Source organism: Mesorhizobium sp. LSHC412B00 (genome assembly GCF_000503035.1).
GTDB lineage: Bacteria > Pseudomonadota > Alphaproteobacteria > Rhizobiales > Rhizobiaceae > Mesorhizobium.
Genome location: NZ_AYWB01000028.1, coordinates 48,616 through 75,491 on the forward strand (window position 1 = coordinate 48,616; position 26,876 = coordinate 75,491).

Below are 26,876 nucleotides of genomic sequence, written 5' to 3' on the forward strand. Positions count from 1 at the left end.
GCGCACGTGGCGGCGCCATCTTGCATCCCGCCGAAGGTGCGGTCGACAACCAACGGCGGGGACATCGAAGCCCTTTAAACCGCAGTCACATCGCCATGGAGGGCGGCGTCTCGCCCGCCACCGTCAGCCGGGCTCTCAAGCGTGGCGGGCTGTCGCGGCTTAGCGATATCGAGCCGGACGAACCGGTCCGACACTAATGAGCGCGAGACCCCGAGATGATCCATAACGACATCAGGAAGCTCGGCCGCTTCAGCCAAGCCGGCCATCGCATCACGGGTGATCCGCAAAAGGGTAGTCTCGGGGGCGACGGCGGTCTGGATGAGCTCGGCCTTACCATTGTCTTGGGCGGCCTTGTTGATGTTAAGAGAGGGTTTCGTTCAGGTTGTTCAGTTTGGAACATGTCGGACGTCCCTATTGGTGGTCCTATTTCGCATGTTTTCGTCAGTGACGATCGATAACGCCACGAACGGCCAAGCAGTCCCAGCTTGCGCTGGCTCGGATCGCGAAGCATCGATGTGGACGATGTCGTAAGGGGCAGGCGAAAATTGAATCCCAATGCTCTCACTGGCAGAGCAGTTCGTGTCTCATTGCCCGACAGCGGTTTGCCACCCTTCCTTGTGATTAATGATCCGCTGCAACAGAACCTTCAAATGAATTTACCGAACCTTTGCAACTGCAGATTGCCGACTAGGGTACGTTCACCCCAGGCTGAGATCAGGCACGGATGAAGCTGTGCCATGACCTTGGCAAAGCAAGGGAAATCGGAGCAACAGCAGATGGCCAAAAGAGCATTCATCCTCCTTGAGGGTCATTCAAGGGGCAATGGTCTGCTATACGTCGAAGCCGCCAAGCGTCTTGGTCTTCATCCAATCACCGTATCGACTAATCCAGCTCAGTACGACTATCTGGCGGCGGAAGGGATGGAGGCAATCGCCGTCGATACAGACAATCTCGATGCTCTGATCCGCGAACTTTCCCGCTTAGGAGAGAACTACGAGATTGCTGGCATTACTGGCTTTTCGGGTGACGATGAGTCGGTCTATGCAACAGTTGGCAAGCTCTGCCGGCATTTCGATCTACCAGGGCCGAACCCCGAATCCATCGAACAATGTCACGACAAATTCACTCAACGTCAGCTTCTCTCGGATGCCGGCATTCCGATACCGGCTTATCGCCTGGCAGCGAACATGGCGGACGTAGAAAGCTCTGCCGCAGAGATCGGACTACCAGTAATTGTTAAGCCGGCTGTAGGCAGCGGCAGCATGGGTGTTCGATTGTGCCGCGACCTCGATGAGTTAGCTAAACATACGACCTATATGTTGGGCGGGCAGCACAAATGGTGGTCTTCGCCTAGGGTGCTGGTCGAGGAATTCGCAAAAGGTCCTTACTATTGGGCAGACACAATGGGAGATCAGATCATTGGAATTGGGACCGCTGACTACGACCCTCCCCCGCATTTCGTCTGCCGTGCGTGCACCATTCCGGCCCCGCTGACTGATGACGAGCATGAACGTATCGCCGATGTTTCGCTGAGTTGTTTGCGAGCTCTTGGGCTTGGCTGGGGGCCGGCGGGCATCGAATTCCGGTGGACGAAGCGTGGCCCAGTCGTCATTGAAGTCAATCCGCGGCTTCATGGCGCGCCCACTCCCCAACTGCTTCAGCTGGCTTACGGTATCGATCTCGTCACCGAGCACATCAAGATTGCTATTGGCGAAAAATGGGATTTGCGCAGAAGGCATTCGCACATTGCGGCTGCGCGGTTCCTAGTTGCTGATCGCGATGGCATCCTTGATAGGATCGCCGACGGCAGTCAAGAAGCTGCTGTACCGGGCGTTGCCGAGGTCAAATTCTATATTTCACCCAGGACGCCGATCGTTAGGAGAGGCGATTACCGGGACTGGATCGGACATATCATCGCCACCTCGCCCTGGCACACTCAGACCGAAGAGATACTCCAACGTGCCGTCGATTCGCTCCATTGGTCGATCAAGCCATTTCCGACGGTTGGCGAATAGGCACAATCTGCTATCCCCTCCTCGCGCCAGCCGCAGACGCTAGAATGATTGCTCGGAAATGAAATGAAGACGCCGCTTTCCTGGCGAGCGGATGCTAGGGACCTTACTGCGTTGCTCGCACTTGTCCGGCGAGGAGATCCTCGGCGATCGTTCCGATCTACGACCTGCAGCCGGTGCCGGCGGAAACCCACTCAAGGCTGTCGCTGGATAATCTGCGCTCGGCTATCCGCGACAGAGCGAGTACCGACGAGCCGCCAGGGTCTCGCAGCACCGCGATGATTTGCTCTTCCGTGAAACTTCGATCGCTACATCGTCCGGTCCTTCTTTGAGGGCGGACTTTAACTCCAGGTGCAGGAAAAACCCCGTCGCAGGTCAACTTCGATAAAAAACTATCGTTATTTTTGTGCCACGACGGCGCGCTGGCGCATCCCGCCGGATATTTCGTGAGGATAGTTGAAACAAATCCTTCAATCAAATTTACAAAATCTTCGCGCCGCTGATCACTGGCAAATGGTACCTTCACCGTAAAGGATGAGTTAGGCACGGAAGATAAGCTCGCCGTTGTACCCTCGGACCACTACACAGATCGCGAAGGAGGTTGCCGCCAATGGCAAGAAGAGCACTTATTTTAATTGAAGGCACAAGGAGCAATGGTCCGCTTTACGCCAAAGCGGCCCAACGTCTTGGCCTTCATCCAATTACTCTGTCGGCTGATCCAGCTCTCTACGACTATCATGCGCCGGGAAGCATTGAAGCGATCCGTGTCGATACAGACAACCTTGATACGCTGATCCAGGAATGTTCGCGGCTGCGTGCGACCTATGATATTGCCGGGATTACGGCCGCTGAGGAGGAGGTCTATGCGACAGTTGGCAAGCTCTGCCGGCATTTCGATCTACCGGGGCCGAACCCTGAATCCGTTGAACGGTGTTGCGACAAATTCTTTCAACGTCAACTCCTCGCGAAGGCCGGCGTTCCAATACCTGCTTATCGCCTGGCCGCAAATGCAACGGAGGTAGAAAGCTCTGCTGCGGAGATCGGTCTTCCGGTGATTGTTAAGCCAGCAGTAGGCAGCGGCAGCAGCGGTGTCCGATTGTGTCGCAACGTAGACGAGCTAGCCGAACATACGACCTATCTGTTGGGCGGGAAGTACATATGGCGCTCTTCGCCGAGGATACTGGTCGAAGAATTCGTAAAAGGGCCCCACTATAGCGCTGAGGTAATGGGAAGTGAGGTCATTGGGACTGCCGCCATTGCCTGGGGCCGCCCACCGCATTTCGTCGCTCGCGAGTGCACGTATCCGGCGTTGCTGACAGGTGACGAGCATAGGCGTATGGTTGATGCTTCGCTGAGCTGTTTGCGAGCTCTCGACCTCGGCTGGGGACCGACGAATATTGAATTCAAATGGACGAAACGTGGCCCCGTCGTCATTGAAGTCAATCCGCGTCTTGCAGGTGGGACCGTTCCTCAACTGGTTCAGTTGGCTTATGGTGTCGATCTCATCACCGAGCACATCAAGCTTGTCATAGGCGACGAATGGGATTTGCGCAGAAGGCATTCGCACATCGCGGCCGCGCGGAAACTAATACCTGATCGCGATGGCTTCCTCGACAGGATCGATGGCGACAATCGGGCGGCGGCTATATCAGGTGTCGCCGAGGTAAAGTTGTATGTTGAACCCAAGACGCCAATCGTCAGGACGGGCGACTACCGGGACTGTCTCGGACATGTCATGGTAGCTTCCCCCAGCCGTGCTCAGACCGAGAAGATACTTCAGCGCGCCGTCGACCTAATTAGTTGGTCGATCACACCAATTTCGGCCGACGGCGAACAGGAGCAATCACCGTCCCTCACCTCCCATGCGATCGGAGGTGGCAAGTAGGTAAGAGGTGACGGTCGCCGTATCGTCCGGCATGCGGTTGTCCAGCGGAATAGCTGATCCGTCTCGGGAGCGCGACGGATTGCAACTGCGACGTACAAGCCGAAAAGGACTTACGGCAATAGCAGTCAAGCAGCAGGGCTGGCGCGAGTGTTTTCGAGAGTTTAGCGCCCCGCTACGATCCGCAACGGCTGCTATAGCGGGCGCCAATGGACAGTGGTCAGACTTCGCGAGCGTGAATCGACAAGAAATGGGACAAGGATGCGTTTGTAACCGGCTCTGTCTACCTGTACGGCGAATGTTCGACAACGGACGCGCTGAGGCGGAATGCGAGTGACCCCGCTTGACAGGCAGGTGTCCCCTTTAATCAGCACGAGGCTTAGCAGCGTAAGTGCAGGAATTTGAGGATGTACCGGCATGCAGGGTAACGTGACGACGCTGGAAGTTTCGAAGTTCATCTGTGCAGCGGACAAACTGGCGCGCAAGTCCGGTCTCCACATCACAATGGGAGACGATTTTGAGGAGTATGTCAGGATCACGGGCAAGCTTCCCCGAAAGTCACCGACCGATCCAAACTTCCGTCCGGACTGTTCTGATCTTCTACCCGGAAAGGCTTTTTGGATCATGGGACGGGACCGGGAAGATAGAATAGCGCATGTCCAAGCAATGCGGCTGTACGATCTATCCAATACAAGTCTTGATGAGCACCTTGGGACGCTCAGGGCCTTCTTCGCGGCCCCTGAACTCAAAGCAGGCCCTGGTTCTTCGTGTCGCTGCTACGCACCGTCCGCTCGGGGGATTACCGGGCTTGTAGGATATCGCGGCGACCTCTGGCTGCGGGAGGATTTTCGGGGACGCGGTCTTCTGGCCTTCCTTGGTCGGATCGCATTTGGACTGGCTTGGGCTAAATGGTCGCCAGATTTCATTTACGCGCTGGTCGCTGGCTGGAATATCGAAAAAGGCGTAGCAGATCGCAACGGCTATCAGCACAAAGAGCCTCATGGGGCAATCCTGCGCTTGCCCGCGCAGCGAATATACGAAGACGACTGGCTCGTTTGGTTGACCCGGGAGGACATGCTGAAAATGCTTTCGAGCGCTTCGAGGAGCATCCCTGCACTTTAAGGCCGCCGGTAGCACACAGGCGAGATGGCTGGCCAACTCGCCGCTCCGCGACGCACCCTGCGGCGGCGAACGTCGTCGGTGAGCCGGTATCCGCCGAGGTCGGCAAAGCGTTGAGCCGACAACTTAGCGAGAGTGGGCCGACGACGCGCCGCACGGTGTTGGTCACGCGCAGCGGGCGACGCATCGTGCGTTTAAGGACGGCCAGATCGTCAACGCCAACCTTAAGGATGCCTTGGTTGCGACTGGCCAGAAGCCCGTCACACCCTAATGTGGATCGCACCGCCTGCGTCAGAGCCTTGTACACGGCCTGGGAACGAGGGCGCGTGGCTCGAAGAGAAGGGCGATGGGCTGCGGCACCGCTCACGGACATCGACCATGATATATCCTCGGCTCGATATCGCTGCGCGTCCATCACAGCGCTGGCCTGTGGCGGGAGGCGTGCAATGAGGATCGCGCCCCAACTCAACTGGCCCTCCGCTGTCCTGCCACGCCTCATTGCTGAAGCAAAAGATACACCCTCATTCTACGAAATTTATAGCCCTAGGATATTCGGAAATATTCACATAGCGGTGCGTTATTTCTTCGTCCACCCTTATGTCCTTTATTGCCACGAGGCTAGCCCACGCCCCAGAGTTTTTATCGATCCAAACTGTTTCTGCATTTGGGTTCGAAGAGTGATTCACTATCGAGATAAAACCGAAAACAACGTAGCTCGTCAGAGGACCCTTTTTGATTTTCCGATCGTGACGCACGAAGTAGTACTCAAATAGTCCCGTACGATCCAACAGTTTTGCTGTCGCATCGTCGAATTCCCATGATGGAGCGCGCTCAATAACATCTCCAGCCTTGAATGGAATATTAGCAAATACACCGCGGCCCTTTCCAGGAACGTTTTTGACGTACACAGTGTTGCCGCGATCGAAGACCTTGTCCACATCGTATGTTTCTTCTTGGTTGCTGAGCATGGCGTGTTCCCTACATTGTGTCCACCAGTTTTTCTTACATTGTGTTCACGGACGCGGCTGTCGTTAAGCTTCCGGCCGTCATTCACCGGTAATGGTCAGTTCAAAGAAGCCTACGGCCGCGGGGCGATCCTCGCTCGCCTACGAGGCTCGCCTGTTCTCGCCGCAAACCTCCTCCTTTGCCCGCAATTCCTACTTAGGCCGCCAATCAGCCCGTCCTTCATCATGGCCTGGTCGCTCTGGCGGCGACAGCATCAAATCAACGCCGCCATCGCGCGCTTGCGCGCGCCACTCAAATGCGGAGCTGATACTAGCCGCCCCCCCCGGCTCGGACATCGCTCATCGAAACATCTGAAAGCCGTCATCCCGGGGGTCAACCGACCACATCCTCACCAGCGTCCTCGCCGAAGCATCCGCATCCAGCATACGCGGATCGTCCGCGAACAGGTGCTTGATGAGTGCCTACTCTCCATGATCGCACACAACGGAACTGCCATCGAGGATTCGGCCATTCAGGTACGCCGCTGTGCCTCTCCCTACCCCCTATCCCATAACGGGGGCACCTCCTCCGCTAAGGCCAACACATCACTGGGATCGGCAGTGCGCGTCTTTCTGCGGGACAAAACTCAACGATTTCATTCCCAAGAATTCATTTAGCGAATATAGCTTGTCCTCAAGCTCGTCATACCTACCAATTCACGTGGGTGGCTTAGCCGCGGAAGACATATTATGTGGAAAGGCTAAGGTTGACGCCTTTGCGGGTATAGCGCTCGCTCTGCCGGTTCAGTCGCTGATGCTGAGCAAACTTCTCGAACAGGATCTCGCCAGCAGGTTCGGCCAGGCAAGCCGAACCGGGCGTACAGTTTGGTGTTGCGCGATGACGACGCGCACGCGCGGCAGGTACTCGAGAAACGACTCCTTGACGGACGCTCGCCGGATGAACTTCTGGCATGTCAGGGGATCGGGAGCGTGCACGGGATTGCTGGCCGAGCTGAGCTTCGCGTACCAAATCGGAATCGGACCCCAAGCAAAGACTTTGATTTACAAATAATGTTCTCCACCGCGGAGTCATGTCGGGCCGACACGCCGTGGTTTTAGGGTCCACGGAAATGCTGATTTCACAACGAAGCGGATCCGTCCCATCTGGGGAAATATCAGCAATCGATACCTACTGTACGGTTTTGTCGACTCTGCGACACAATGTTGATCGGCCTGCTTGCAGCGTACCCTAAACAGCCGGTTGAAAAACCTGAAGAAAATCTTTTGCTGCTAAGCTGGCACGACTTTTGAAAGCACCTCGTGGCGTCAGGAACTCTGAACAGATCCGCATCGACAGCGCATATGCTGGCCTGGCGCCGACGGGGCATAGAGCCACAGGCTCTTACAGCCGTCTCATTTGGGAACCGGGACAACGCAACTGAAGGAGAGACCATGGGACTCCCGCGGATTGCGGTCGAGCTAGGCCGATTTCTCGACAAGACTGAAGGTATCGCTCAATCCGAACAGTTGTTCGATCTGTTGTCTGCGTTTGCCCTGAGTTTTGATTGCCCGTGGATCGCCTACGGTCCTCTTGCACCCGACCAAAAGATTTTGAAGCCGGCCAGACGGGATTCGGCAGTCATCTTGAATTATCCCGATGAATGGCAGGAGCGCTACTTGAAAATGGGCTATGACAGAATAGACCCGATCATCAAGAAAAGTCGACAGGGGGTAGGCGCCTTTCGATGGAGCGAAGTGTACACTGATGCAAGCACGACCGAAAACGAACGACGCGTGTTAGACGAAGCGGCGACGTTCGGCCTAAGGTCAGGCGTTACTGTTCCACTACATGGCCCCGCTGGCAGCTTTACGATCATGAGTTTTGCTCAGCCCTCGGACCGCGAATTCCAAGAGAGAACGATCACCTACTTGGAAATAGCCGCCTTGCATTTCCATCTTAGGATTTCGAAATTTGTTAATTCGAGCACACCAAAGAAAGTTCATAACCTCTCTCTTCGGGAAAAGGAGTGCATTTTGTGGTCATCGAGAGGTAAATCGTCATGGGAAACAGGAATTATATTAGGGATAACAGACAATACAGTGAATTTCCATTTAAAAAATGCGATGCGGAAGCTGGGTACCACCAGCAGAACGGTCGCTGCTATAAAAGCGTTAAGCCTCGGAATTATCGAAGCCTAAAAAAGTTCCCGGAAAACGGCAATCCCAGATCGCGTTCCCGCAGCTTTGCTCCAGCTCCAGAAGCCTAGCGCTGAACGATTTCCGTTGGCTTATCCTCGTCGGTCTGGAGGCTCGTCATCTGCCACTTCTAGCAAGAGTTTTATTAACATCGCTATCCGTGAGAGTGTCGGCCGCGAGAAGCTCAAAGAGGAGCCGGAACGCAACGGCGACACTTTCGGCGCGGCGATTCCGGACTATATGGAGCCGGAATTCGCCCGCGACGAGGTGGTGTGCGTGTTTCAGAAATTCGCGGACAGCCATTCCGCTAATTCGCGGACAGCGATTTCAGTAATTACGGCACAGTGATTCCGCTAATGCCCAAGGCGCACCAGCGCTATGCCAACACGACGCCGGCGAACCTGATCCGGCAGGCAGCCGGGATCGGCGCCAACACCGCATCCTGGTCGAGCGGATGATGCGCGACCGTCCCCATCCCGAGCAGGGATACCGCTTCGCGTTTGGTATCCTTTCGCTGGCCCGTCGCTACGAGCGGGATCGGCTTGAGGCGGCCTGCGAGCGGGCGCTGACCATCAACGCGATCACCTACTCCTCCGTCAACGCCATCCTCAAATCCGGCCTCGACCGCGTGCCCGCCCGTGGCCGAGCCGGTCAAGCCCACGCCATCGCACACCAACATCCGCGGCAGCTCCTATGACCAATGAAGGAAAGGAAACCAACCATGCTGACACATCCAACCCTCAAGCAGATGCAGGTCTCGACCTTGGTGGAATGGCGACTACCGGGAATTGGCCGAACAAAGCCAAGCCGGCGATCTCAGCCGCGACGAGTGGCTTGGCCTGATGCTCGATCGTGGAGCCGCCATGCGTGCCGACAAGCGTCTTACCAACCGTCTCGCCGTTCCCAGGCTGCGCTTTGCCGACGCCAGAATCGAGAACATCGACTTCGCCGCGCATCGCGGGCTCGATCGGCGCAATACACTGTCGCTGGTCCAGGGCGCATGGCTGAAGGCGCGCAAGCAGGGTGAGGACGGGCACGGCGGTGGCCGAGATTGTCTCAAGGTGGGCATCAACCAGGCGACGCATTGCAATGAGAAGATGAAATAGGCCGGGCTGATGCCGTCGGAGATGAAGCGGCTGAAACAGATCGAGGAGAACTCCGTGGCGGATCTGCTGGACAAGGAGATCCTGCAGGACGTCATCAACCACAGCCGATCTGACGGCCTTCAGCTTGTTGACGAGAAGACCGCCATCGAACCACCCCAAAACTGGAAGTTCGTGCTGCAACGCGAAAAGCGCACGTGGACCGAATTAATAGGTATCCCCCAATCTGCCCTTGGCCAGCCGCGCTTCCTGATTCTCTTGTCCTACCGGTTCCGTGGCACGGTGAGGGTGGGAATTTGAATGGAGCGGCATAGGCGACAACAGTCACTCGAATCCAGGTTGATGTATGTGCGCCAGCTGCATCCAGCCGGCCGACCCATATCGGCTCCACAGGCTCTTGTGGCACCGGAGCGCCTGGGTGTTCTGGTAGCTTCAGACATCATAGCCGGAAATGTAGTTGAGGTGCGGGGAGTCCACGACAACAAGCAGCGATACGCCCGTCTGCTTTCTTCAGGCGATCGTGGTCTTAATAAAGGGAATGGCAGTGACATGTACAGCCCTTTGTACCGCCGGCGGTCACGCGGTTGGGCCGTGGTAACTGCTTCTCAGCTTGACGGAACGTTCCGGACTCATGCCCAGAAGCATGTTGGCGAGCGTCGTAACATCAGCAACAGGAAGGCCAGTATCGCTCCGAACGGCACCCGCCGCTACCGGGAACGCGGTGCATTCGAATACGAACGCCCCGATATCCGGGTTCGCGTCGAGGAGCTTCCTGGCCGCAGCCCTCACATCCCTAACGAGGATCGAGACGTCGATGTTCGGAGCGGACTTAGCAAACTCGTACCATAGCTCGCTTCCCTCGATCCCACTCACAGCCACGCTGATATCTTTCGAAGACCAGCCTGCGCAGACATAGTGGTTCTCCATCAGCTTGGGTGCGTCGTAAGTGAGAAGGCCAATCCTCGACCCCGGCTTCAGCGTCTGCGCTACGAAAGGCACCAGCAGCAGGCTCGACATCGCGACTGGAATCGAGACCGCCTCGGCCACTGCCGCCTGATAGAGGCCGGTGAAGCCGCAGTTGGAAACGATTGCGGACACACCCTGACGATCCAACTCTCGCGCGGCGGCTACGTAACCAGCTTCCACGGACTTGTCCCCGTCGATGACGTTCCGGGTGAACGCCCCCGGAACCTGCTTGCGTTTGACCGGGAACGGGAATGTACCTGGTCCGGCCATGAAGCCCGGAAGCTCGACCGGCTTTGTCTCGAGTTCAAGAATGCCCAAAACCTTGTCTGTCATTGTGGCCTGGCCCCTTTGCTATCCATCAATACCCGCGTCGATGAGCCCAAGTACCCCACCGCCACTCTCTGGGCGATGCTGTTCGTCTGGCCTCTTTTATCACGGAATTCGTCATTGTCCGGTTCCCAGTTTATTTGACGACGAGTGTCCGTGGCGTGCGGGTCAAGGGCTCGTACCTCGTCTCGGTGACGGCAAAGGGCTGCGTGATGGTGACGGACTGATCACCGAGCCAGAGGCCTGTCATCATGTGAAAGCACATCCCCGGCTGGAGCACCGTCTTCTCTTCCCTGCGTATACTTGCGGTACGCTCGGCGACTGTCGGCGGATATCCGATACCGAGCGGATAGCCGATCCGCTGGTCTTTCTCGATCCCGTTCCGCGACAGCACCTTGTGAAACGCTTCAAAGACTTCGGAACACGCCTGGCCGGGACGCACGCTGTCAAGTCCGGCATTCAACGCCTCAATGGCGATGTCCGCGAGCTTCACATAGTCTGTAGACGGCTTTCCGAGGTAGACGGTACGGCTCACGTTGATCTGATAGCGGCGGCGTGTACCATGGACCTCGAAGTTGATAACCGTGTTGTTGGACAGCGGCTTGTCAGTCCAGGTAGAGTGGGGCGCAAGGGCCCGTTCGCCTATGCAAAGATGCACGACAGAAGAGTTATAGGTTCCACCGAACTCAGGAGTGCCGGAAATTTCTTGATGATACGCGGCTGCAGCGAGATCGCACTCCCGTACACCCGGCTCAGCCGTCTCGGTGACGCGGTTGATGACGGCATCGCCGATGAGGCCAGCCTGGCGCATGAACACAAGTTCGGCAGGACTCTTCACCAGGCGAATCCAGTTGACGAGGAGGTCGGCGTCTTCGAACCGGGCCTGCGGGAGCGCCTTGACCAGGTCCGCGTGGGCACGTGCGGAATAATAGTAGCCGCCCATCTCGACGCCGATGACGGCCGTTTCTCCGCCGAGTTCCTGGACGATTTTTGCAACATACTCGTACGCAGACCGCTCCGTGGAGTTCACGTAGCTATCAGGAAAGCCCCGGATGCTATCGTCAGAAAGATAGGTCGTGATCTTCGAAGAGGTTGCGTCCATGCCGCGAGTGATCATGATCGGCTCATGGCGGTCCAGAGCCACAATTGCCATCTGCGGCGTATAGAATGAGTAGGCGTCGTATCCGGTGAGATAGTTTTGATTTGGCGGCTCCGAGATGAGCAGGATATCGAGCCCGCGCTTTGACATCTCGGCCTTAACCGCGGCGAGTCGCGTGGCGTATTCCGCCCGTTCGAAGTGAAGAATTCTTTCCATCTTAGGTTCCCCTGCTTCTTCCCGCCTGCCCGGCGGCGGCGGTGTTGCGATTGTGTTGACGCCCGGCTGCACCATGCGGCAGTTCTGCCGTCCTGGTCCTCGCGACGGTGCCGCCCGAGCCGAGGATAGAGGTGCCTGCTCGCATAAAAACTGCGTATAAGGCCTCGATAGGGCCGCGCTTCTCGATTCCGGGAGATGGCGTGCAGCAAATGTGCGAACGCCAGAGCAGATTCTCGGCGAAGAAGCAGTCTCCAAGTTTGAAGGTTCGCAGACTCCCATCCTGAAGCGTGATCTCCATTTGGCCCTGGAGGACCACCACCCAAAGGGGGCGATCCGAACGGTGGAAATCGAGGGTGAAGCCGACCGGAATGTAGCGGAACTGGGAAGCCTTGCACGGAGCGAGGGCGTCTTTTGAATCTGCGGTTTCCCTCGGAAAGGTCCAAGCTTTCCTCGCGGAAGCGGCTCCGTCCACTTTCGTCAGTGTGGAGAATGGTTTTAGTCAGATGGTTCATTGCTTGCGTCACTCGATGCCCAGCGACCGGATGCAGGCAAGCCGGAGCAGCTGACTGATCCGTGGCAGGTTTAATCACGACCCTGATTCTAGCCAAGTGCGGTGCTGGAAAGGTGTGGCATCCGAAGCGCGGAAACCGGTCGGGCCTGGATACGCCCCGCAGTCCAATCGCCACCCGCAGACAGCACTATCCGATGGCAACGGGCGATCAGAGTTAGCGCGATCCCGACGACGCGAAGACTCGCATGCCGCGGTTCCCAACGGAATCCTTCAACAATCATGCTGGCAGCGCAGTCTTTCTGCTGCGGCGGGGCGTCTTTCAGTCGAAACCGCACCCGGCGATGAAATACTATTCGACGATGCGGTTCGGCTGGACGCAAGTCGAGAGCCGGGCACAGCCCAAAGGCGGTCAACTATTATGAACGCGGGTGAGATGAAGGTTCTATGTTTATGGCATGCCACACAGTCGAGAATATCAAGACGGCGTTGCCGGCGGGAACCGAAGTGGTCGTGTCAGCACCCGCCGATTACCTGTCCCGCTATGAGACCACTTACGCCGATCTTGAGCCTCATGCCGGCGACGCAGAAGCCTTCATCGGTCGACGGTGCCCACCGGCGCATCCTCGAAACTGCTGAGAAGCTGAAGATCCTGTGATAGCTGCATGTGGGCGTTGATGACTTGAGGCAGATAGATGCCCTTTCGCTGCTCACCCAACGCAAGGCGAAGCTTGCCAATATCGCTGGAGCGAATGCTATCGCAATCGCCGTGCAGGGCATGATGCTGATGCTCGCCCTCGCGAAGAATGCCATCATCAACGGTCGTTCTTCGTTTCCTGTTTGGGGGGATGAAAGCCGGTCGGCGATGCTTCAAGGACGTACGGTTGGGGTGATCGGCGTCGGCAGCATCGGCGGCCTTGTCGCAAAGCACGCAAAGGAGTTCGATATGAACGTCCTGGGAGTACGTCGAAACAAGGAGCAAAAAGGGGAAGGCGTTGATACCATGTACGGGCCGTAGGAGCTGCACGCCGTTCTGGCTTGGCGCCCCAAATACCAGAGAACAACAGGCCTCGTCGGCAAAGCCGAACTGGCAGCGATGAAGCCGAGTGCGTTCTTGGTCAACGTTGGTCGCGCGGCAACGATTCAGGAAAAGCCCCTTTATGAAGCGCTTACCTCGCTTGCCGGGTTTCGGCACGGATGTTTGGTGGTGGTATGAGTTCGGCAGAACGTTTCCAGTCGGATGGGGCTCTCGGCTAGAGATTCAGAGGCTCCCGAACGTGATTTGCTCTGCCCGCGAAGCCCATAACGCGGATGATCTACTGGAGCGGTCTATCGAATGGGGGATCCAGAACCTTATCGGATTTGCCGCAGGGCAGCAGCTGACACGGAGGTAAATCTGGAAGCGGGCTACTAGGTCCGCGCATACGCGAGCGCTGGTCGATAAATTGGAATTCATACCAGACCAGCAATTCGAGTTCCCCTTGCTTCGGCCCGCTCTCTGCGCGGTTCGCGCGATGGGACACATCATTGCCCGACGCGGCTCACCGTGTGGGGCGATACCAGCTAACCATAAGGAGAATGGAAATGAAAAGACGCACATTTCTGAAACTCGCCACCGCGACCACGATGAGCACGCTGGCTGCGCCTTACGTCCATGCCCAAGACAAAAAATTCGCGGGTATCACCCTCCGTTTCGGCGGATGGGGTGGATTGTACGACGAAACGATTCAGAAGTGCGTAGCTGCGCCGCTTGAGGAGCGGACGGGGCTGAAAGTAGAGATTGCCGCCGGCACACAATCTGCCGACTTGGTCAAGCTCGTCGCGAATAAAGAGAACCCTCCTTTCGATGTGTACCAGGCCGACAGCGCATATATGGTGGAGGCACTGAAAGCTGACCTGATCCAAAAAGTAACGGAAGTCGAGGTACCAAACATCAAACGCATTCTTCCCGGATTTCATGAGTACGGCGAGTATGGGGTCCCATACAGCATTTTCACGTACATACCCATATACAACTCGCAGCTGGTCGAAAAATCACTAACTACATACACCGACATAACCAGACCCGATCTCAAGGGTCGTCTGGCTCTTCCGGTTGCGACTTTCGACACCTGGAACCTATACTTGTTGGGGCTAGCAGAGGAGAATGGTGGTTCGATCTCCAATATGGAGCCTGCGTACACTTTGTTGGAGCAAGCGAAATCAAACATTCTTGCTTTGGCGCAGAGTACAGTTGCGATGGTCCAGATGTTCGAAAACGAAGAGGCTACGGCCGGCGTGATTTCAGATGCCCGTGGGCACGAACTGCGCTCGAAGGGAAGACCTATCGTTAGCGTGTATTCGCCGCTGGGTATCTACGGGGCAACGTCCTACATGAATGTTGTCAAAAATGCGCAGCATCCAGAGGCAGCATTCGCATTCCTGAACCAAATGCTTTCCGACGAAGGCATGCTTGGGCTACCTCGAACGCTGAGGCTTGGGGTAACGACTGACGTAAAACTTCCCGATGACATCGCGAAAGACCTGACATTCAACTCACCGGAGCGGGTCGCCCTGAAAAAGAAGGTCGACTGGGAGAAGTGGATGGCCGACCGCGGCGCGCGGATCGAGCGCATCAACAAAATCCTTCGCGGCTAGGGTCGTTGCCTTTGAATGCAGGGCTTCACGCGACCGCAGTAGCCCTGCATGCCCGCTTACTAATAGAACTTTCCAAGGAAAAGCTATGTATTCACCTTCAAAGCAAAGCCGAAAATTCCCTGCGGCACTTTTGCTGGCCCCAATGGTCCTGCTACTAGCCGGATTCTTGATAGTCCCTGTGACCGGTGTACTTCTCTACAGCTTCCTCAATGGCGACTACCTTCTTGAAGGTGGTGGGTTTACACTGAGACACTATTTTCGATTCTTCTCGGATTCCTATTATTCCTCCATTTTATGGGAGACATTTGTCGACGGCTTCGTGGTGAGCCTGATCTGCTTGGTGATCGGCTTTCCGACGGGATATTCCCTTGCCCGACTGCCACCCTTGGCGCGAAGATGGCGTACAATCATCGTCATCATGCCCTTGACACTTAGCCTGGTCGTTATTGTGTTCGGTTGGCTCATTGTTCTCGGGCGCAATGGGCTTCTGAACTCGCTCTTGCTGAGTCTTGGTATCATGTCGACTCCGCAGACGATGCTATTCACGCGGCCGGCAGTGATCCTAGTACTTGTCCAGCAGTTTCTGCCGTTCATGATCCTTTCTGTCATGAGCGTTATCACGCAGATTGATCCAGTTCTGGAACAGGCCGCGTCCAACTTGCGGGCAAATCGGCTTGTTACATTCCGGCGGGTTATCCTTCCGCTCGCGACGCCGGGGATCCTTGTCGGATTAAATCTCGTCTTCGTGCTATCGATTTCGGCGTTCATAACGCCACGTTTAATCGGTGGTAACCGTGTCCCCATGCTGGGCAGCCTGATCTACGAGCGCATCATGTCGGAATTCAATTGGCCCTCTGGCGCAGCGATGGCCTTCATCCTCTTCGTCGCCGGCCTCGGCTTCACAGCGGCTTTCAACGCGCTAGCCGCATCGCGCTTTGTTATGGGTGGCCGTCGCCATGCACAATGATTTCACAGATTACGTCATGAAGGTGGCCGGAGCTGTGATACGTGCACTCGTGTATACAATGCTCGCACTGCCTGCGGTCCTGGTGATCATTTCGTCATTCACCAGCGGGGAAACGATGAATTTCCCTCCCCCCGGCTTCTCCCTGCGATGGTACCACCGGGCGTTTGAAAGCGAACCTTTCATGACGGCACTTTGGACCAGCACCTACGTCGCGGTCATCGTCGCATTCCTTGCGCTGGCGATCGGATTTGCCGCCGCATTTGCCATCAACCGCTTTTCCTTCCCTGGAAAAGGACTGCTGCAGGCGCTTGCATTCTCGCCGTTGATCATTCCCGCAGTTGTCTTGGGCATCGGCCTCCTGTATCTCTTTTCTTGGATGCGTATTACACAGACGATGCTGCCGCTTCTCGTCGGCCATCTAGTTCTCGCAATCCCATACGTTGTCAGAACTATTCTTGCGAGCCTCTCGTTACATAACCGGGTGCTCGAGGAAGCCGCGATGAATTTGCGGGCAACACCGCTCCAGGTGGTCCGCCGGATCACGCTGCCACTCATTCTCCCGGGATTGCTGTCGGCTGCGATCTTCGCGTTCGTGACTTCGTTCGGCAACGTGACGGTATCTGTATTCCTCACATACGGCGGCAACGTAACATTGCCCGTTCAGCTGTTCACCTATGTGGATAACAGCTACGACCCGCTTGTTGCATCAGTGTCGAGCATAATGATTTTTGTCACGTTGGCAGTCATTTTAACAATCGAACGTTTGATCGGCGCCGAACGACTCGCCTAAGAAAAACAAAGGGTAGCGACTGTGTCGAGCAATCTTGAAAACCGCCCGAATGACGCGGGCGACTATGTCGTCGAACTGCAATCCGTGTCGCGGCACTACGGAGATGCGATCGCTGTTGCGGACGTCTCACTAGGCATGGCACGGGGGGAGCTGGTCTGTCTGCTCGGTCCGTCCGGCTGCGGCAAGACGACGACACTTCGCATGGTGGCCGGCTTTGTCGAGCCGACCTCCGGCACGGTTCGCATCAACAACATGGACATGACGCACCTGCCACCGTATCGGCGCGATACGGGAATGGTCTTCCAGAGCTACGCGCTTTTCCCCCACATGACTGTGGCGGAAAATATCGCTTTCGGTCTGGAGAACCTGAAGTGGAACCGCGCCGACCGGGACAAGCGGGTAAGCGAGATGCTCAAGCTGGTCGAGCTTCCCCACCTCGCCGAGCGGTTCCCGGCGCAGCTCTCCGGCGGACAACAGCAGCGTATTGCACTTGCTCGCGCTTTGGCGATGCGCCCAGCAGTCCTGCTGCTCGACGAGCCGTTCTCCAACCTTGACGCTCAGCTCAGGGTCCGCATGCGTGAGGAGTTGCGAGAAGTCATTCGTGGGGTCGACGTCACGACCTTGTTCGTGACCCACGACCAGGAGGAAGCACTGACGATGTCCGACCGGATCGTCGTCATGAATGCGGGAAGGATCGAACAGATCGGGTCACCTGGCGACATATACGAAAGCCCCAAAAGCACATTCGTCGCAAAGTTCATCGGTTGGTGCGCTGTCGTGGAAGGCACTGTCGATTCGACTGGTAACTTCATGTCGAAATCGGGCATAAACCTGTCGGGTTCCTGGCAACCTGGCTCGGCGAGTGCCATAGTTCGACCCGAGCAGGTCCGCATATCGTCGGAAGGGGCATTTGGAACTCCCGCGCAGGCAAGGGTCGTTGAATCACATTATTATGGGGGTGCCACCCGAGTCATCCTCGAAGTGAACGGAGAGCATCTGATGATGCACGAACGCTTCCCGTTCGGTCGCCATCCCAAGCCCGGCGAAGCCCTGAGCATTACTCTAAATACGAGCGAAATCCGCGTTGTGCCGACGCCCGGCACGCCCCGCTAATTTTTGCGACGTGCCTAGCCTTCTAGACCTCAGTTGTCCTCAGGGTCGTCTATCGGCACGGCAAATCCAGCCTTCACCCTGTCCACGACGACCAAGGTCTTGACGCTCTTGATATGGCGATTCTCATAAAAAAAACGGCGCGTGTACTCTTCGTAATCTTCCATGCTGCGGGCAGTGACGTAGAGCAGGAAATCCGCCTCGCCTGTAATGTAAAAGCCGGTGGCGATTTCGGAGGAAGATTTAATGTCTCTCTTGAACTTGTCGATAATGTCGACACGCTCCCGCTCAAGGGTAACTAGCACTAGCATCTGGATCGGCCTGCCGATTGCCTTCGCGGACACGATTGAAACATCTGCTTCTATAATACCTTCTTTCCTCAGGCGCTTCAGTCGCCGCTGGCAGGCGGTTGCCGAGAGTCCGACCTGTTCCCCGATGGCCTCGGAGGTCAGTCGGTTGTTCTTCTGAACAAGTTCGAGAATACGAGCGTCGATACGGTCGTACTGCTTGGCAGGGAAGCTATAAGCCACTTCGGAAACCTCACAAAAAAACCCCGAAGATGCAGAAATTCATCTTGAAACGCGCAAAATGGCGATGCATTTATTAACAAATCTCCGCGCTCGGTTGCAAGCGCGATTTGGGCAGAGTCGGCGATAATGCTACGGCGAGTAATCTCATGACGACCGCTGCACGCGCTCGCTGTGCGGTGCTCCTCTGCGGCAGTAGGCGACCTCGGCTTCGGCAAGGTGAAATCCTTCAATCTCCCGGGTCGAATACGCAATCATCCTTGGCGCATCATCGGCCGTTCGATGGATTCCACCTCACCCGGCTTGGGCATCGCGATGTCCTGCTTCTCAAACGCGACCAGCTCACATGCGGCACCACCTGGCATGCGGCCGCTCTAGCCCGTCTTATGCACGACGGCGCGTCTGAGAGGTTGGCGGATGTAGCCTAAGCAATTGATTTAGCGTAGGATTCGGCTGTCTAAGCCAGCCCTGCCACCACATCTCGCGAGCCACACCCGCCATGACCGACGATACGTTGCTGCCGCTCTCATTTCCAGCCGTTGGGCGCGAGAAGATCACAGCTGCGTTTGACGGCGGACGCATCACCTCGGATGGCGGCCTCATGCTTTTGGCCGCAGCCGAGCGACGCCTGCAACTGGCCGACAGGCTGGCCGGTGCGATCCACGATCCGCGCGACCCGCAGCGGGTGAGGCACGCCATGGCCGACATTCTGCGCGCCCGCATCTTTGCGATCGCATGCGGCTAGGATGCCAACGATCTCGATCGGCTGCGCACCGATCCGGCCTTCAAGCTCGCCTGCGGGCGGCTGCCCGACAGCGGGATTGATCTGTGCTCGCAGCCGACCTGCTCGCGCCTGGAGAACCTGCCCGACCTGCGCACCGTCATCCGGCTGGGCTGGGTGCCGGTCGATCTGTGGCTGTCGAGCTATGCCGCGCCGCCCAAAAGCGTTACGCTCGACATCGACACGCTAATGTCGTTCAGGGCCATCAGCAGCTCTCGCTCTTCAACGCCCATTACGACGAGCGCTGCTTCCTGCCGATCCACATCTATGACGCCGCGACCGGACGTCCGGTCGCCATGATCCTGCGTCCTGGCAAGACCCCGACGAGCAAGGAGATCCGCGGCCATTTGCGCCGGCTTGTCCGGCGCATCCGCGCCCGCTGGCCGGCCACCCGCATCCTGGTCCGCGGCGACGGCCACTATGGCCGCGCGCAGGTCATGGCCTGGTGCGAGGACAATGCGCTCGACTACCTCTTCGGATTGCCGGGCAACAAGGTTCTCCAGCGTCTCGTTCATGAAGCCGCCGACGATCCGCACCCGCCGCGCGCTCGAGCAGAAGCCGGTGCTGCGCGGTTGTGCCGAGACCCGATACCAGGCGAAATCCTGGAAGACGCAACGTCGCGTCTGCGCCGGCGTCGAGGCAACCACCCGCAGCCTCGACATCCGCTTCGTCGTCACCAATCTCGACAAAGGCTCCGCCGCGCATGTCTACGACGTGATCTACTGCCCCCGTGTCCAGGCCGAAAACCTGATCAAGATGCACAAGAGCCAGCTTGCCTCCGACCGCACCAGCTGTCGCTCACCGATTGCCAACCAGGTGCGCCTCGTCCTCCACACCGCCGCATACTGGCTCATGCTCACCCTGCGCGAGGCGGTGCCCACAACCGATCATCTCAGCAACGCCGAGTTCGCCACGCTGCGGCTCAGGCTCCTCAAGCTCGGCGCCCGCGTCATCGAAACCGTCTCGCGAATCCGCCTTCGCCGCCGCCTGTCCCGAGGCCAACCTGTTCCGACGAATCGCTCTCACGCTGCAGCCCGCAGCACCATGAGCGCCGGGGCATCAAGGCCCCGCCGAACCCAAACTTGACCCTCCAGCGCGTTCCAAAGTCCAGTCTCAGTTGCGGTGAAAAAGACGCCTCATACCTGCATGACCGAACGCTCAGCGGCGCTCGAATCACAAGGCTCATGAATAGGACGGGCTAGTTACCCAGCTCCGAGCCGCCGAAAACATGGCTAAGCTGGCGCAGTACTCCGCCGAGTTGTTCCGCGAGCTGAAGCAACTGAGTGCAGCCGACTGGATTCCGGCAGACCCACAGTGCCGGCGGGACCACAGTTAAGGCGGTTGTAAATGGTTGTGGGCGGGCAGTATTCGGCCGAACAGTCCTACCAAAGGAAGGGCCCAAGCGTCATGGCCCACCTAACAGAACACAAGTTCGCTAAGAGTCGTCTCTTCTTCGATTGGGGCTTTGAAGTCAAGCTGCTTCTGTTCTTTTCCGGGTCGTGTCGCCCGCGGGGTCACTCGCTTCTCTTCGCGGTCGGGGCTAGGCGTTCCTTGGTCGGCCGACGGCGCACCAAACGGACGGTCGCTCTCACCTTCACCCATCCCTTGCCTGGACCTCGGCTGTTGCGGAGGCGTGAGGTCGCGTTCGCAAATTACACTGCCGCAGCTGCCTGTTGGCTCGTGCGCCGGACGGTCGGCACAAGCCGGGCGTAGGCCTCGAGCAGATTTGGGGTCCGGTTCTTGTCGCTTCGAACGACACGTGCACGCGCAGCACAGGGCGATCCATGCGCCGGACCATGTGCGCCTACATAGGCCGGCCCGCAGCCGCGCCGTCGATGGTTTAATCCTGTGGTGGTGGCTCGGATTCGCCCGCGACAAATCGACTCGCATCCCGACCACGATGGGTTTCAGCAAGCTGCCGCCTACGGCTTGGACGCTCGATGCACACCGACCACTCAAAGCCACATCGGCAAACATTGTACGGGGGCTCTCGAACGCACCTTCGGCTGCATGAGGCGCTGGCGGCGCCTCGTGCGCGATAATTAACAGCGCATCGACATCTCTCACGCCATGATCCTCGTCGCCATAGGTGGAAACCTTGTCCGACGAAATGCCCATCCCTGATTCCCAAAACGGACTCTAAGCTTCAGCGCCCTGATAGAGACTTAGTCTAGGATTGCGGTGTGAGCACTGTTTCGACGAGCTTGACCCAGTATCCGATACCGTACGGGATTGCCTCATCATCAAAATCGTACGCCGGGTTGTGTAGGGCAGCAGTAGGTCCGTTGCCGAGGTACATGATCGCTCCGGGCCTCTCCTGAAGCATGTAGGCAAAGTCTTCAGACGAGCTGCGCGGGGGCATCTTCGCATCGACGGAGGCGGCGCCCACAAGGCTCTGGGCCGCCTGGATCGCGAGATCCGTCTCCGCCATGTGATTGAATGTGACCGGTGTGTCCCGCCGGTAGTCGAGCTCCGCATCCCCGCCGAATCCACGAGCTATGCTTTTCGCCGAGTCTTGGATCTTTTGCTCGGCGAAGGCACTCAGCGCAGGGGAGAATGTTCTGACCGTGCCGGCCAGATGAACCTGCTCAGGGATGACATTATAAGCCGAGCCGGCGTTGATCTTGGTCACGGAGACGACAAGCGCCTCGATCGGATTGGTTTGTCGCGACACCAGCGTCTGCAGGCCCAGGATCACCTGGGCAGCGATGACGATCGGATCAACCCCCTCATGCGGCCTCGCGGCATGCCCGCTCTTCCCCTTCACTATTAGGTCGAAGTCATCCAACGAGGACAGGGCGGGGCCATGGCAGGTCGCGAACTTGCCGACCTCGACGCCAGGCGTGTTGTGCAAGCCGAATACCTGGGAGATGCTAAACCGATCTAGGAAGCCTTCATGAACCATTTTCTGGGCGCCCGAGGGGAGGATTTCCTCGGCAGGCTGGAAGATCAGCGCAACGGAACCCTTGAAGGTGCGGGTGCGGGCAAGGTGCCTTGCCGCGCCGAGCAGCATGGCGCTATGCCCGTCGTGTCCGCAGCCGTGCATATGGCCCGGAACTTCCGAGGACCAGTCCTTTCCCGAGGCTTCGAGTATCGGAAGTGCGTCCATATCGGCTCTGAGCCCGATCGTCGGTCCTTCGCCGCCTTCCCCTTTGATGACTGCGACGATGCCGGTCTCGGCGATGCCGGTTTCAATATGTTTGATCCCGAACGATGCCAGCTTTTCGGCCACGAACTGCGCCGTATTCTTCAGACTGAACCCAAGTTCGGGATTCCGGTGGAGATGACGTCGCCACGCGGTTGCTTCCGCGTGGTATTCTCGGAAAGGTTCAACGCTCTGCAAACTATTCCCCTGAGAGTCTCGATCGGGCAAGCGGCGGGTTAGCCATACCATACCACTTTACCGCGGCATCTTCTCCAATTCAGTTTGCATATACCGATCATCTGGAATCAAGATTCGGCAGGTGCACAACTCTCATTTGACGAGAATGAGATAGCTCAGGGGCAATCATATCTGCGCGCATCAGTGATCTCGAATCCAGATGATTTTTGCATAAACAATATTTTGGCGGACCCACGAAGCGGCGCCGCACAATGTCGAACGATTTCCGCAGCGAATTTGCTGCCATCAAACACCGAAGATCATACTAACAGCGCCGAAAGAGGCCACACCCTCGCCGCTCGCCCATAGCATCTACGCCAGGGGCACTTATCGAGCCCGGACCGCGATTTTTCTGCGACAGCTACTGAATAGCATCGCCGAAGATCGGTGCTCAACGGACAAGCCCACTCGGACGAGTTCGGCGCAGCAGCAGAAAGCGTTCAACGACATTCTGGACTACGCGGAGCGTGGGACCGGCGATAGCCGGAGGCAGGTCCGCAGGACCTATGCAATCCGCCATGGTAATGCTCCGCCACCGGAATTGCAGGAATAAATGGAATGTGCAGTCCCTGCTACTCGCACGCCGACATTGATCTCAGGGACGATCCGACGGTGTGACCATCCTAAAGTGCTTCTATGTGGCCATCTGCCGCCAATGCTTGACCAGTCACCACCTTGGCGGCGGGCGAAGCCTGGAAAAGACACGTATCAGCAACATCTTTCAGGGTATGAAGCGCTTGATCGATTGGCTCTGTACAGACTCCTAACAAAGGTCGAGTGAAATGGCCGCATCTTTCGGCCTCCGCTCCCGCATAGTGGTCTATGTTGACTCCCTGCACGTTCGCCGGACAGACTGCATTAACGCGTACGCCATAGGCGCCAGTTCAACGGTGAGCGTTTTTGTAAAGCCGACAACCGCCCACTTCGCAGCAACACCCGCTGTGCGAAGGCTATAGCAGCCGTAGAGTCCGGCAGTAGACGAACCCTGCCCGTTGCTCTTTCATACCGGAGCGGCGCGGCGGATGCATCACCTCGGATGGCGGCGTCATGCTTCTGGCGGCCGCCGAGCGGCGTTTGCGACTGGCCAACCGGCTTGCGGCTGCGATTCGCGTCGTTCGCGCCGGGCTGAGGCACGCCATGGCCGACATTCTGCGCCGCCCGCATAACGATCGCATGCGGCTACGAGCATGCCAACGATCTCAACCGGCAGCGCACCGATCCAGCCTAGATATCGGAAGTTTCGCCAGGCGCGATAGTAAACTTGAGGCGTTCGCTTCAAAGCGCTGTTGTCGGCTGCGCAGTGCTGTCGACGCTCTGCGGACATGCTGGGTGCTGTCAGCACAGGTGATGAATTCCTCGCCCATACCATCACGAAACGCATAATTTCAGCACCCTTAGAGCGCCTTTCAGAGACTTTCGACCTAGCCCTGCCCTTAACCTCTCACGACTTGTGGTCGTTTTATGGCCCAAGCGCTGAACATGAACACCGTATGTGCCCTGAGTCCGCGGGACACCTCTCTTGGATTCCACGGCAGACTGGAGCGCTTTTCCTGAGGTTTGAAATGCGAAAACTTCCCTCCCATGTGGAGTACGTGATCATCGGCGGCGGCATCATCGGCCTTTCAATTGCCTATCACTTGACACAACTTGGACATCGGGACGTCCTCCTGCTCGAACGCGACCAGCTTGCCAGCGGCACTACATGGCATGCCGCAGGTCTAGTTACCCAGCTTCGGGCAAACGAGAACATGGCGAAGCTCGCCCAGTATTCGGCCGAGTTGTTCCGGGACCTTGAGAAGCTAACCGGACAAGCGACGGGCTTCAGGCAAAGCGGCTCCATCACGGTCGCAGCCACAACCGCACGGCTGGAGGAGCTGAAGCGTGGGGCGTCGATGGGACGGTCCTTCGGACTGGAAGTCGAGATGATCGATGCAGCCGAAGCCAAGCGACGCGTCCCGTTGCTGGACGTGAGCGACATTCTCGGAGCCGCGTGGATCGCCTCGGATGGCATGACAAATCCCATAGATACCACGCGCGCCTTCGCCGCCGGCGCCCGACAGGGTGGAGCGACGATCCTCGAACGCACTCCAGTTACCCGGATTGCTGTGGAAAACGGCCGGTTCACCGGGGTTGAAACAGCTGAAGGTATTGTCCGCGCCGAAAAGGCCGTGATCTGCACCGGAATGTGGAGCCGAAGTGTTGGCGCAGACCTCAACTGGACCATCCCGCTCCACGCGGCCGAGCATTTTTACGTGGTTACCGAGTCGATTCCGGATTTGCCTCACAACTTGCCCACAATCCGTGACATGGACGCACGTTTTTACGCGAAGGCCGACGCTGGAAAGTTGCTGGTGGGCTTCTTTGAACCCGACGGCAAGCCGTGGGGCATGGAGGGAATCGCGCAAGATTTCAGCTTCGATTCATTGCCTGAAGACTTCGATCACATCGAACCCTACCTCTCTGCTGCCATCGAGCGCATGCCGGCTTTGGCAAACGTTGGGCTGCAACTGAATTTCAACGGTCCTGAGAGCTTCACGCCGGACAACCGCTTTCTCCTCGGACCTGCGCCGGAGATCACCGGTTTATATACGGCCACAGGCTTTAATTCCTGCGGCATCGAATCATCCGGCGGCGCCGGGAAAGTCATGGCCGAGTGGATGTCGAAGGGTCAGCCCTCAAATGACTTTTGGGAAATGGACGTCCGCCGCGCCATGCCGTTTCAGCGAAATCGCAAATACCTGTATGACCGGACCATTGAAGCTGTCGGCAATCTCTGGGTGCTCCATTATCCGCACAAGTCTGCCAAAACGGCGCGAAACGTCCGTTTGTCTCCCCTTCATGATCGACTTGCCCAAGCTGGTGCAAACTTTGGTGAGATCGCCGGGTGGGAGCGAGTGCAATGGTTTGGCGCACCAGGGTCGCCGACAAGTTCGCACGGCACATTCGGTCGTGACGACTGGTTCAGGTTGAGTGGCGAGGAACACGAGGCCACCCGTTCCGGGGTCGCGCTGTTCGACCAGACATCCTTTGCTCACCTGCTGGTTCAAGGTAAAGACGCCCTTGCACTCCTCCAACGGCTGTCGACCAACGACGTGGACGTTCCGCTGGGCCGGATCGTCTATACCCCATGGCTTAATGAGCGCGGAGGCATGGAATCGGATGTCACGATCGCCCGAACAGGCGAAGATGAGTTTCTGGTTGTCACGGCTGCCGTGCAGCGCATCCGCGATCTTGCTTGGCTGAAAATTCATGCAAAGGGCGCAGGCCACGTCTCCGTCGCAGATGTGTCGTCAGGGTACACGACGCTGTCAGTGATGGGGCCGCGCTCAAGAGATCTACTGAAACGCGTGAGCCCGGCTGACTTCTCCGACGACGCGTTCCGGTTCGCGACATCTCGCGAAATCGAGATAGGCTATGGCCTGGCGATGGCTTTCCGCATGACCTTTGTGGGGGAACTTGGTTGGGAGCTGCATATTCCGGTCGAGCAGGCTCTCGGGATTTATGATGCGCTCGTCGCGGCGGGGCAGGATCTCGGTGTGCGTCACGCGGGCTATGTCGCACTGAACTCATTGCGACTTGAAGCCGGTTATCGTGACTGGGGCTCGGACGTGGGAGACGAAGATACGCCCCTTCAGTCGGGCCTGGGTTTCACGATTGCCTGGGACAAGGGATCGGACTTCATCGGGCGATTCGCCTTGGAGACCCAGCGCGGGCAAATGCCGCGTCGGCGTCTTGTCCACCTGGCTGCTCCCCAGGCTGCACCGCTGATATTCGGCACGGAGCCCGTCTGGCGGAACGGGGCACTCGTAGGTTACCTGCGCTCTGCGGGTTTCGGGCATACCGTCGGCTGCGGTATCGGCATGGGATACCTCCACTCAGATACCGGAGTCAGTGCCGAATGGCTGTCGAAAGGAGATTTTGAGATCGAAATTGCCGGTGAACGACACGCTGCTATGGCAACGCTACGCCCCCTGTTCGATGCAAAACGGACTCGCGTGAAGGGCGAATGGCTGAAGACGGAAGATCTGATCCATCCTGAACTGCGCGCTGCGATGTCGAAGGCGCGACCTTAAAGACCATTTCAAGTGCTGACGCTGTTGACAAGTAATGACTGACAATGGCGACCGATCCATGGTCCTCACCCTATCCTGTCCCGATCGGCCCGGCATTGTGTCAGCTGTGTCGGGGCTCCTTTACCATGCTGGATGTAACATCCTCGACGCTCAGCAATTGTAAGCTATTTTCGCTGCACGTTGACGCGGGGGCTTTCGACGGATGGCCTTCGAATCGGGAACGGTATCTGGTCTGAT

Annotated in this window: 15 protein-coding genes and 10 pseudogenes; 18 read left to right on the forward strand and 7 right to left on the reverse strand. The window is 57.6% G+C overall.

The genetic code is table 11. From position 1 onward, the window contains the following. Nucleotides 1-86: 86 nt before the first annotated feature. The 4 genes and pseudogenes from X757_RS1000000167370 to X757_RS136580 form a co-directional block, all read left to right on the forward strand. Nucleotides 87-281 (forward strand): annotated as a pseudogene (locus X757_RS1000000167370) (IS481 family transposase); the annotation flags it as partial. Nucleotides 282-776: 495 nt separating this feature from the next. Continuing rightward, nucleotides 777-2,015, forward strand: coding sequence for an acetyl-CoA carboxylase biotin carboxylase subunit family protein (locus X757_RS136590; RefSeq protein WP_031251711.1), 1,239 nt, complete (start codon nucleotides 777-779; stop codon nucleotides 2,013-2,015). A gap of 607 nt (nucleotides 2,016-2,622) precedes the next feature. Next, the gene (locus tag X757_RS136585) at nucleotides 2,623-3,897 is read left to right on the forward strand and encodes an acetyl-CoA carboxylase biotin carboxylase subunit family protein (RefSeq protein ID WP_023727988.1); all 1,275 of its coding nucleotides are present in this window, start codon (nucleotides 2,623-2,625) and stop codon (nucleotides 3,895-3,897) included. A 414-nt stretch (nucleotides 3,898-4,311) separates the two neighbouring features. Then, nucleotides 4,312-5,016, forward strand: a complete 705-nt coding sequence (locus tag X757_RS136580; protein ID WP_023727989.1) for a hypothetical protein — start codon at nucleotides 4,312-4,314, stop codon at nucleotides 5,014-5,016. Between the two features lie 518 nt (nucleotides 5,017-5,534). On the opposite strand, the gene X757_RS1000000165945 is transcribed toward X757_RS136580, so the two are convergent. After that, the gene (locus tag X757_RS1000000165945) at nucleotides 5,535-5,981 is read right to left on the reverse strand and encodes an SET domain-containing protein-lysine N-methyltransferase (protein WP_023727990.1); all 447 of its coding nucleotides are present in this window, start codon (nucleotides 5,979-5,981) and stop codon (nucleotides 5,535-5,537) included. Between the two features lie 727 nt (nucleotides 5,982-6,708). After that, nucleotides 6,709-6,824: pseudogene (locus X757_RS1000000169890) on the reverse strand (transposase); the annotation flags it as partial. 585 nt (nucleotides 6,825-7,409) lie between these two features. Between X757_RS1000000169890 and X757_RS136570 the strand changes: the two are divergent. From X757_RS136570 to X757_RS1000000169240, 5 genes and pseudogenes are all read left to right on the forward strand, one after another. Then, complete coding sequence (locus tag X757_RS136570; protein ID WP_023727992.1) at nucleotides 7,410-8,156, forward strand: LuxR family transcriptional regulator; 747 nt, start codon at nucleotides 7,410-7,412, stop codon at nucleotides 8,154-8,156. 84 nt (nucleotides 8,157-8,240) lie between these two features. Further along, nucleotides 8,241-8,501, forward strand: a complete 261-nt coding sequence (locus X757_RS136565; protein WP_156933503.1) for a hypothetical protein — start codon at nucleotides 8,241-8,243, stop codon at nucleotides 8,499-8,501. After that, a pseudogene (locus tag X757_RS1000000167380) lies at nucleotides 8,495-8,857 on the forward strand (IS21 family transposase); the annotation flags it as partial. The gene X757_RS136565 and the pseudogene X757_RS1000000167380, both read left to right, overlap by 7 nt. Before the next feature lie 84 nt (nucleotides 8,858-8,941). Beyond that, nucleotides 8,942-9,106 (forward strand): annotated as a pseudogene (locus X757_RS1000000169485) (AAA family ATPase); the annotation flags it as partial. A gap of 27 nt (nucleotides 9,107-9,133) precedes the next feature. Continuing rightward, nucleotides 9,134-9,355: pseudogene (locus X757_RS1000000169240) on the forward strand (hypothetical protein); the annotation flags it as partial. A 477-nt stretch (nucleotides 9,356-9,832) separates the two neighbouring features. Here X757_RS1000000169240 and X757_RS136555 read toward each other — a convergent pair. Further along, nucleotides 9,833-10,555, reverse strand: coding sequence for a hypothetical protein (locus tag X757_RS136555; RefSeq protein WP_023727997.1), 723 nt, complete (start codon nucleotides 10,553-10,555; stop codon nucleotides 9,833-9,835). A gap of 130 nt (nucleotides 10,556-10,685) precedes the next feature. Continuing rightward, nucleotides 10,686-11,939 carry a Xaa-Pro peptidase family protein gene (locus X757_RS136550; protein ID WP_245275131.1) on the reverse strand — a complete coding sequence of 418 codons (1,254 nt, stop codon included), beginning with the start codon at nucleotides 11,937-11,939 and terminating at the stop codon, nucleotides 10,686-10,688. A 1,220-nt stretch (nucleotides 11,940-13,159) separates the two neighbouring features. On the opposite strand from X757_RS136550, the pseudogene X757_RS1000000169245 reads away from it, so the two are divergent. From X757_RS1000000169245 to X757_RS136530, 5 genes and pseudogenes are all read left to right on the forward strand, one after another. Beyond that, nucleotides 13,160-13,588, forward strand: a pseudogene (locus tag X757_RS1000000169245) (NAD(P)-dependent oxidoreductase). Between the two features lie 368 nt (nucleotides 13,589-13,956). Next, nucleotides 13,957-15,009: a PotD/PotF family extracellular solute-binding protein gene (locus tag X757_RS136545; RefSeq protein ID WP_023728002.1), complete on the forward strand. Its 1,053-nt coding sequence runs from the start codon at nucleotides 13,957-13,959 to the stop codon at nucleotides 15,007-15,009. 85 nt (nucleotides 15,010-15,094) lie between these two features. After that, a complete protein-coding gene (locus X757_RS136540) occupies nucleotides 15,095-15,976 on the forward strand; it encodes an ABC transporter permease (protein ID WP_084629755.1) in 882 nt (293 codons plus the stop codon). Continuing rightward, the gene (locus tag X757_RS136535) at nucleotides 15,966-16,766 is read left to right on the forward strand and encodes an ABC transporter permease (RefSeq protein ID WP_156933506.1); all 801 of its coding nucleotides are present in this window, start codon (nucleotides 15,966-15,968) and stop codon (nucleotides 16,764-16,766) included. Before X757_RS136540 ends, X757_RS136535 begins: the two co-directional genes overlap by 11 nt. A 21-nt stretch (nucleotides 16,767-16,787) precedes the next feature. Next, the gene (locus X757_RS136530; protein WP_031251715.1) at nucleotides 16,788-17,879 is read left to right on the forward strand and encodes an ABC transporter ATP-binding protein; all 1,092 of its coding nucleotides are present in this window, start codon (nucleotides 16,788-16,790) and stop codon (nucleotides 17,877-17,879) included. A gap of 29 nt (nucleotides 17,880-17,908) precedes the next feature. Here the strand turns inward: X757_RS136530 and X757_RS136525 are convergent, their stop codons facing one another. Then, nucleotides 17,909-18,406 (reverse strand): Lrp/AsnC family transcriptional regulator, encoded by a 498-nt coding sequence (locus tag X757_RS136525; protein WP_023728006.1) that lies wholly within the window; start codon nucleotides 18,404-18,406, stop codon nucleotides 17,909-17,911. Between the two features lie 496 nt (nucleotides 18,407-18,902). On the opposite strand from X757_RS136525, the pseudogene X757_RS01000000165465 reads away from it, so the two are divergent. Beyond that, nucleotides 18,903-20,232, forward strand: a pseudogene (locus tag X757_RS01000000165465) (IS1380 family transposase). Nucleotides 20,233-21,173: 941 nt separating this feature from the next. Continuing rightward, nucleotides 21,174-21,308: pseudogene (locus tag X757_RS1000000168345) on the forward strand (IS5/IS1182 family transposase); the annotation flags it as partial. Between the two features lie 46 nt (nucleotides 21,309-21,354). On the opposite strand, the gene X757_RS136520 reads toward X757_RS1000000168345, so the two are convergent. Both X757_RS136520 and X757_RS1000000169895 read right to left on the reverse strand, forming a co-directional pair. Then, nucleotides 21,355-22,527, reverse strand: a complete 1,173-nt coding sequence (locus X757_RS136520) for a M20 aminoacylase family protein (protein ID WP_031251716.1) — start codon at nucleotides 22,525-22,527, stop codon at nucleotides 21,355-21,357. A 662-nt stretch (nucleotides 22,528-23,189) separates the two neighbouring features. Beyond that, a pseudogene (locus tag X757_RS1000000169895) lies at nucleotides 23,190-23,435 on the reverse strand (3-oxoacyl-[acyl-carrier-protein] reductase); the annotation flags it as partial. Between the two features lie 693 nt (nucleotides 23,436-24,128). On the opposite strand from X757_RS1000000169895, the gene X757_RS136515 reads away from it, so the two are divergent. Together X757_RS136515 and X757_RS1000000167405 are read left to right on the forward strand one after the other, a co-directional pair. Next, nucleotides 24,129-26,639: an FAD-dependent oxidoreductase gene (locus X757_RS136515; protein WP_032996435.1), complete on the forward strand. Its 2,511-nt coding sequence runs from the start codon at nucleotides 24,129-24,131 to the stop codon at nucleotides 26,637-26,639. A gap of 34 nt (nucleotides 26,640-26,673) precedes the next feature. After that, nucleotides 26,674-26,796, forward strand: a pseudogene (locus X757_RS1000000167405) (ACT domain-containing protein); the annotation flags it as partial. Nucleotides 26,797-26,876: the final 80 nt, after the last annotated feature.

What these genes read in the sequence shown, in the direction of transcription:
- X757_RS136590 (WP_031251711.1), top strand. Translation starts at nt 777, where the DNA reads ATGGCCAAAAGAGCATTCATCCTCCTTGAGGGTCATTCAAGGGGCAAT.
- X757_RS136585 (WP_023727988.1), top strand. Translation starts at nt 2,623, where the DNA reads ATGGCAAGAAGAGCACTTATTTTAATTGAAGGCACAAGGAGCAATGGT.
- X757_RS136580 (WP_023727989.1), top strand. Translation starts at nt 4,312, where the DNA reads ATGCAGGGTAACGTGACGACGCTGGAAGTTTCGAAGTTCATCTGTGCA.
- X757_RS1000000165945 (WP_023727990.1), bottom strand. Translation starts at nt 5,981, where the DNA reads ATGCTCAGCAACCAAGAAGAAACATACGATGTGGACAAGGTCTTCGAT.
- X757_RS136570 (WP_023727992.1), top strand. Translation starts at nt 7,410, where the DNA reads ATGGGACTCCCGCGGATTGCGGTCGAGCTAGGCCGATTTCTCGACAAG.
- X757_RS136555 (WP_023727997.1), bottom strand. Translation starts at nt 10,555, where the DNA reads ATGACAGACAAGGTTTTGGGCATTCTTGAACTCGAGACAAAGCCGGTC.
- X757_RS136550 (WP_245275131.1), bottom strand. Translation starts at nt 11,939, where the DNA reads ATGGTGCAGCCGGGCGTCAACACAATCGCAACACCGCCGCCGCCGGGC.
- X757_RS136545 (WP_023728002.1), top strand. Translation starts at nt 13,957, where the DNA reads ATGAAAAGACGCACATTTCTGAAACTCGCCACCGCGACCACGATGAGC.
- X757_RS136540 (WP_084629755.1), top strand. Translation starts at nt 15,095, where the DNA reads ATGTATTCACCTTCAAAGCAAAGCCGAAAATTCCCTGCGGCACTTTTG.
- X757_RS136535 (WP_156933506.1), top strand. Translation starts at nt 15,966, where the DNA reads ATGCACAATGATTTCACAGATTACGTCATGAAGGTGGCCGGAGCTGTG.
- X757_RS136515 (WP_032996435.1), top strand. Translation starts at nt 24,129, where the DNA reads ATGCGAAAACTTCCCTCCCATGTGGAGTACGTGATCATCGGCGGCGGC.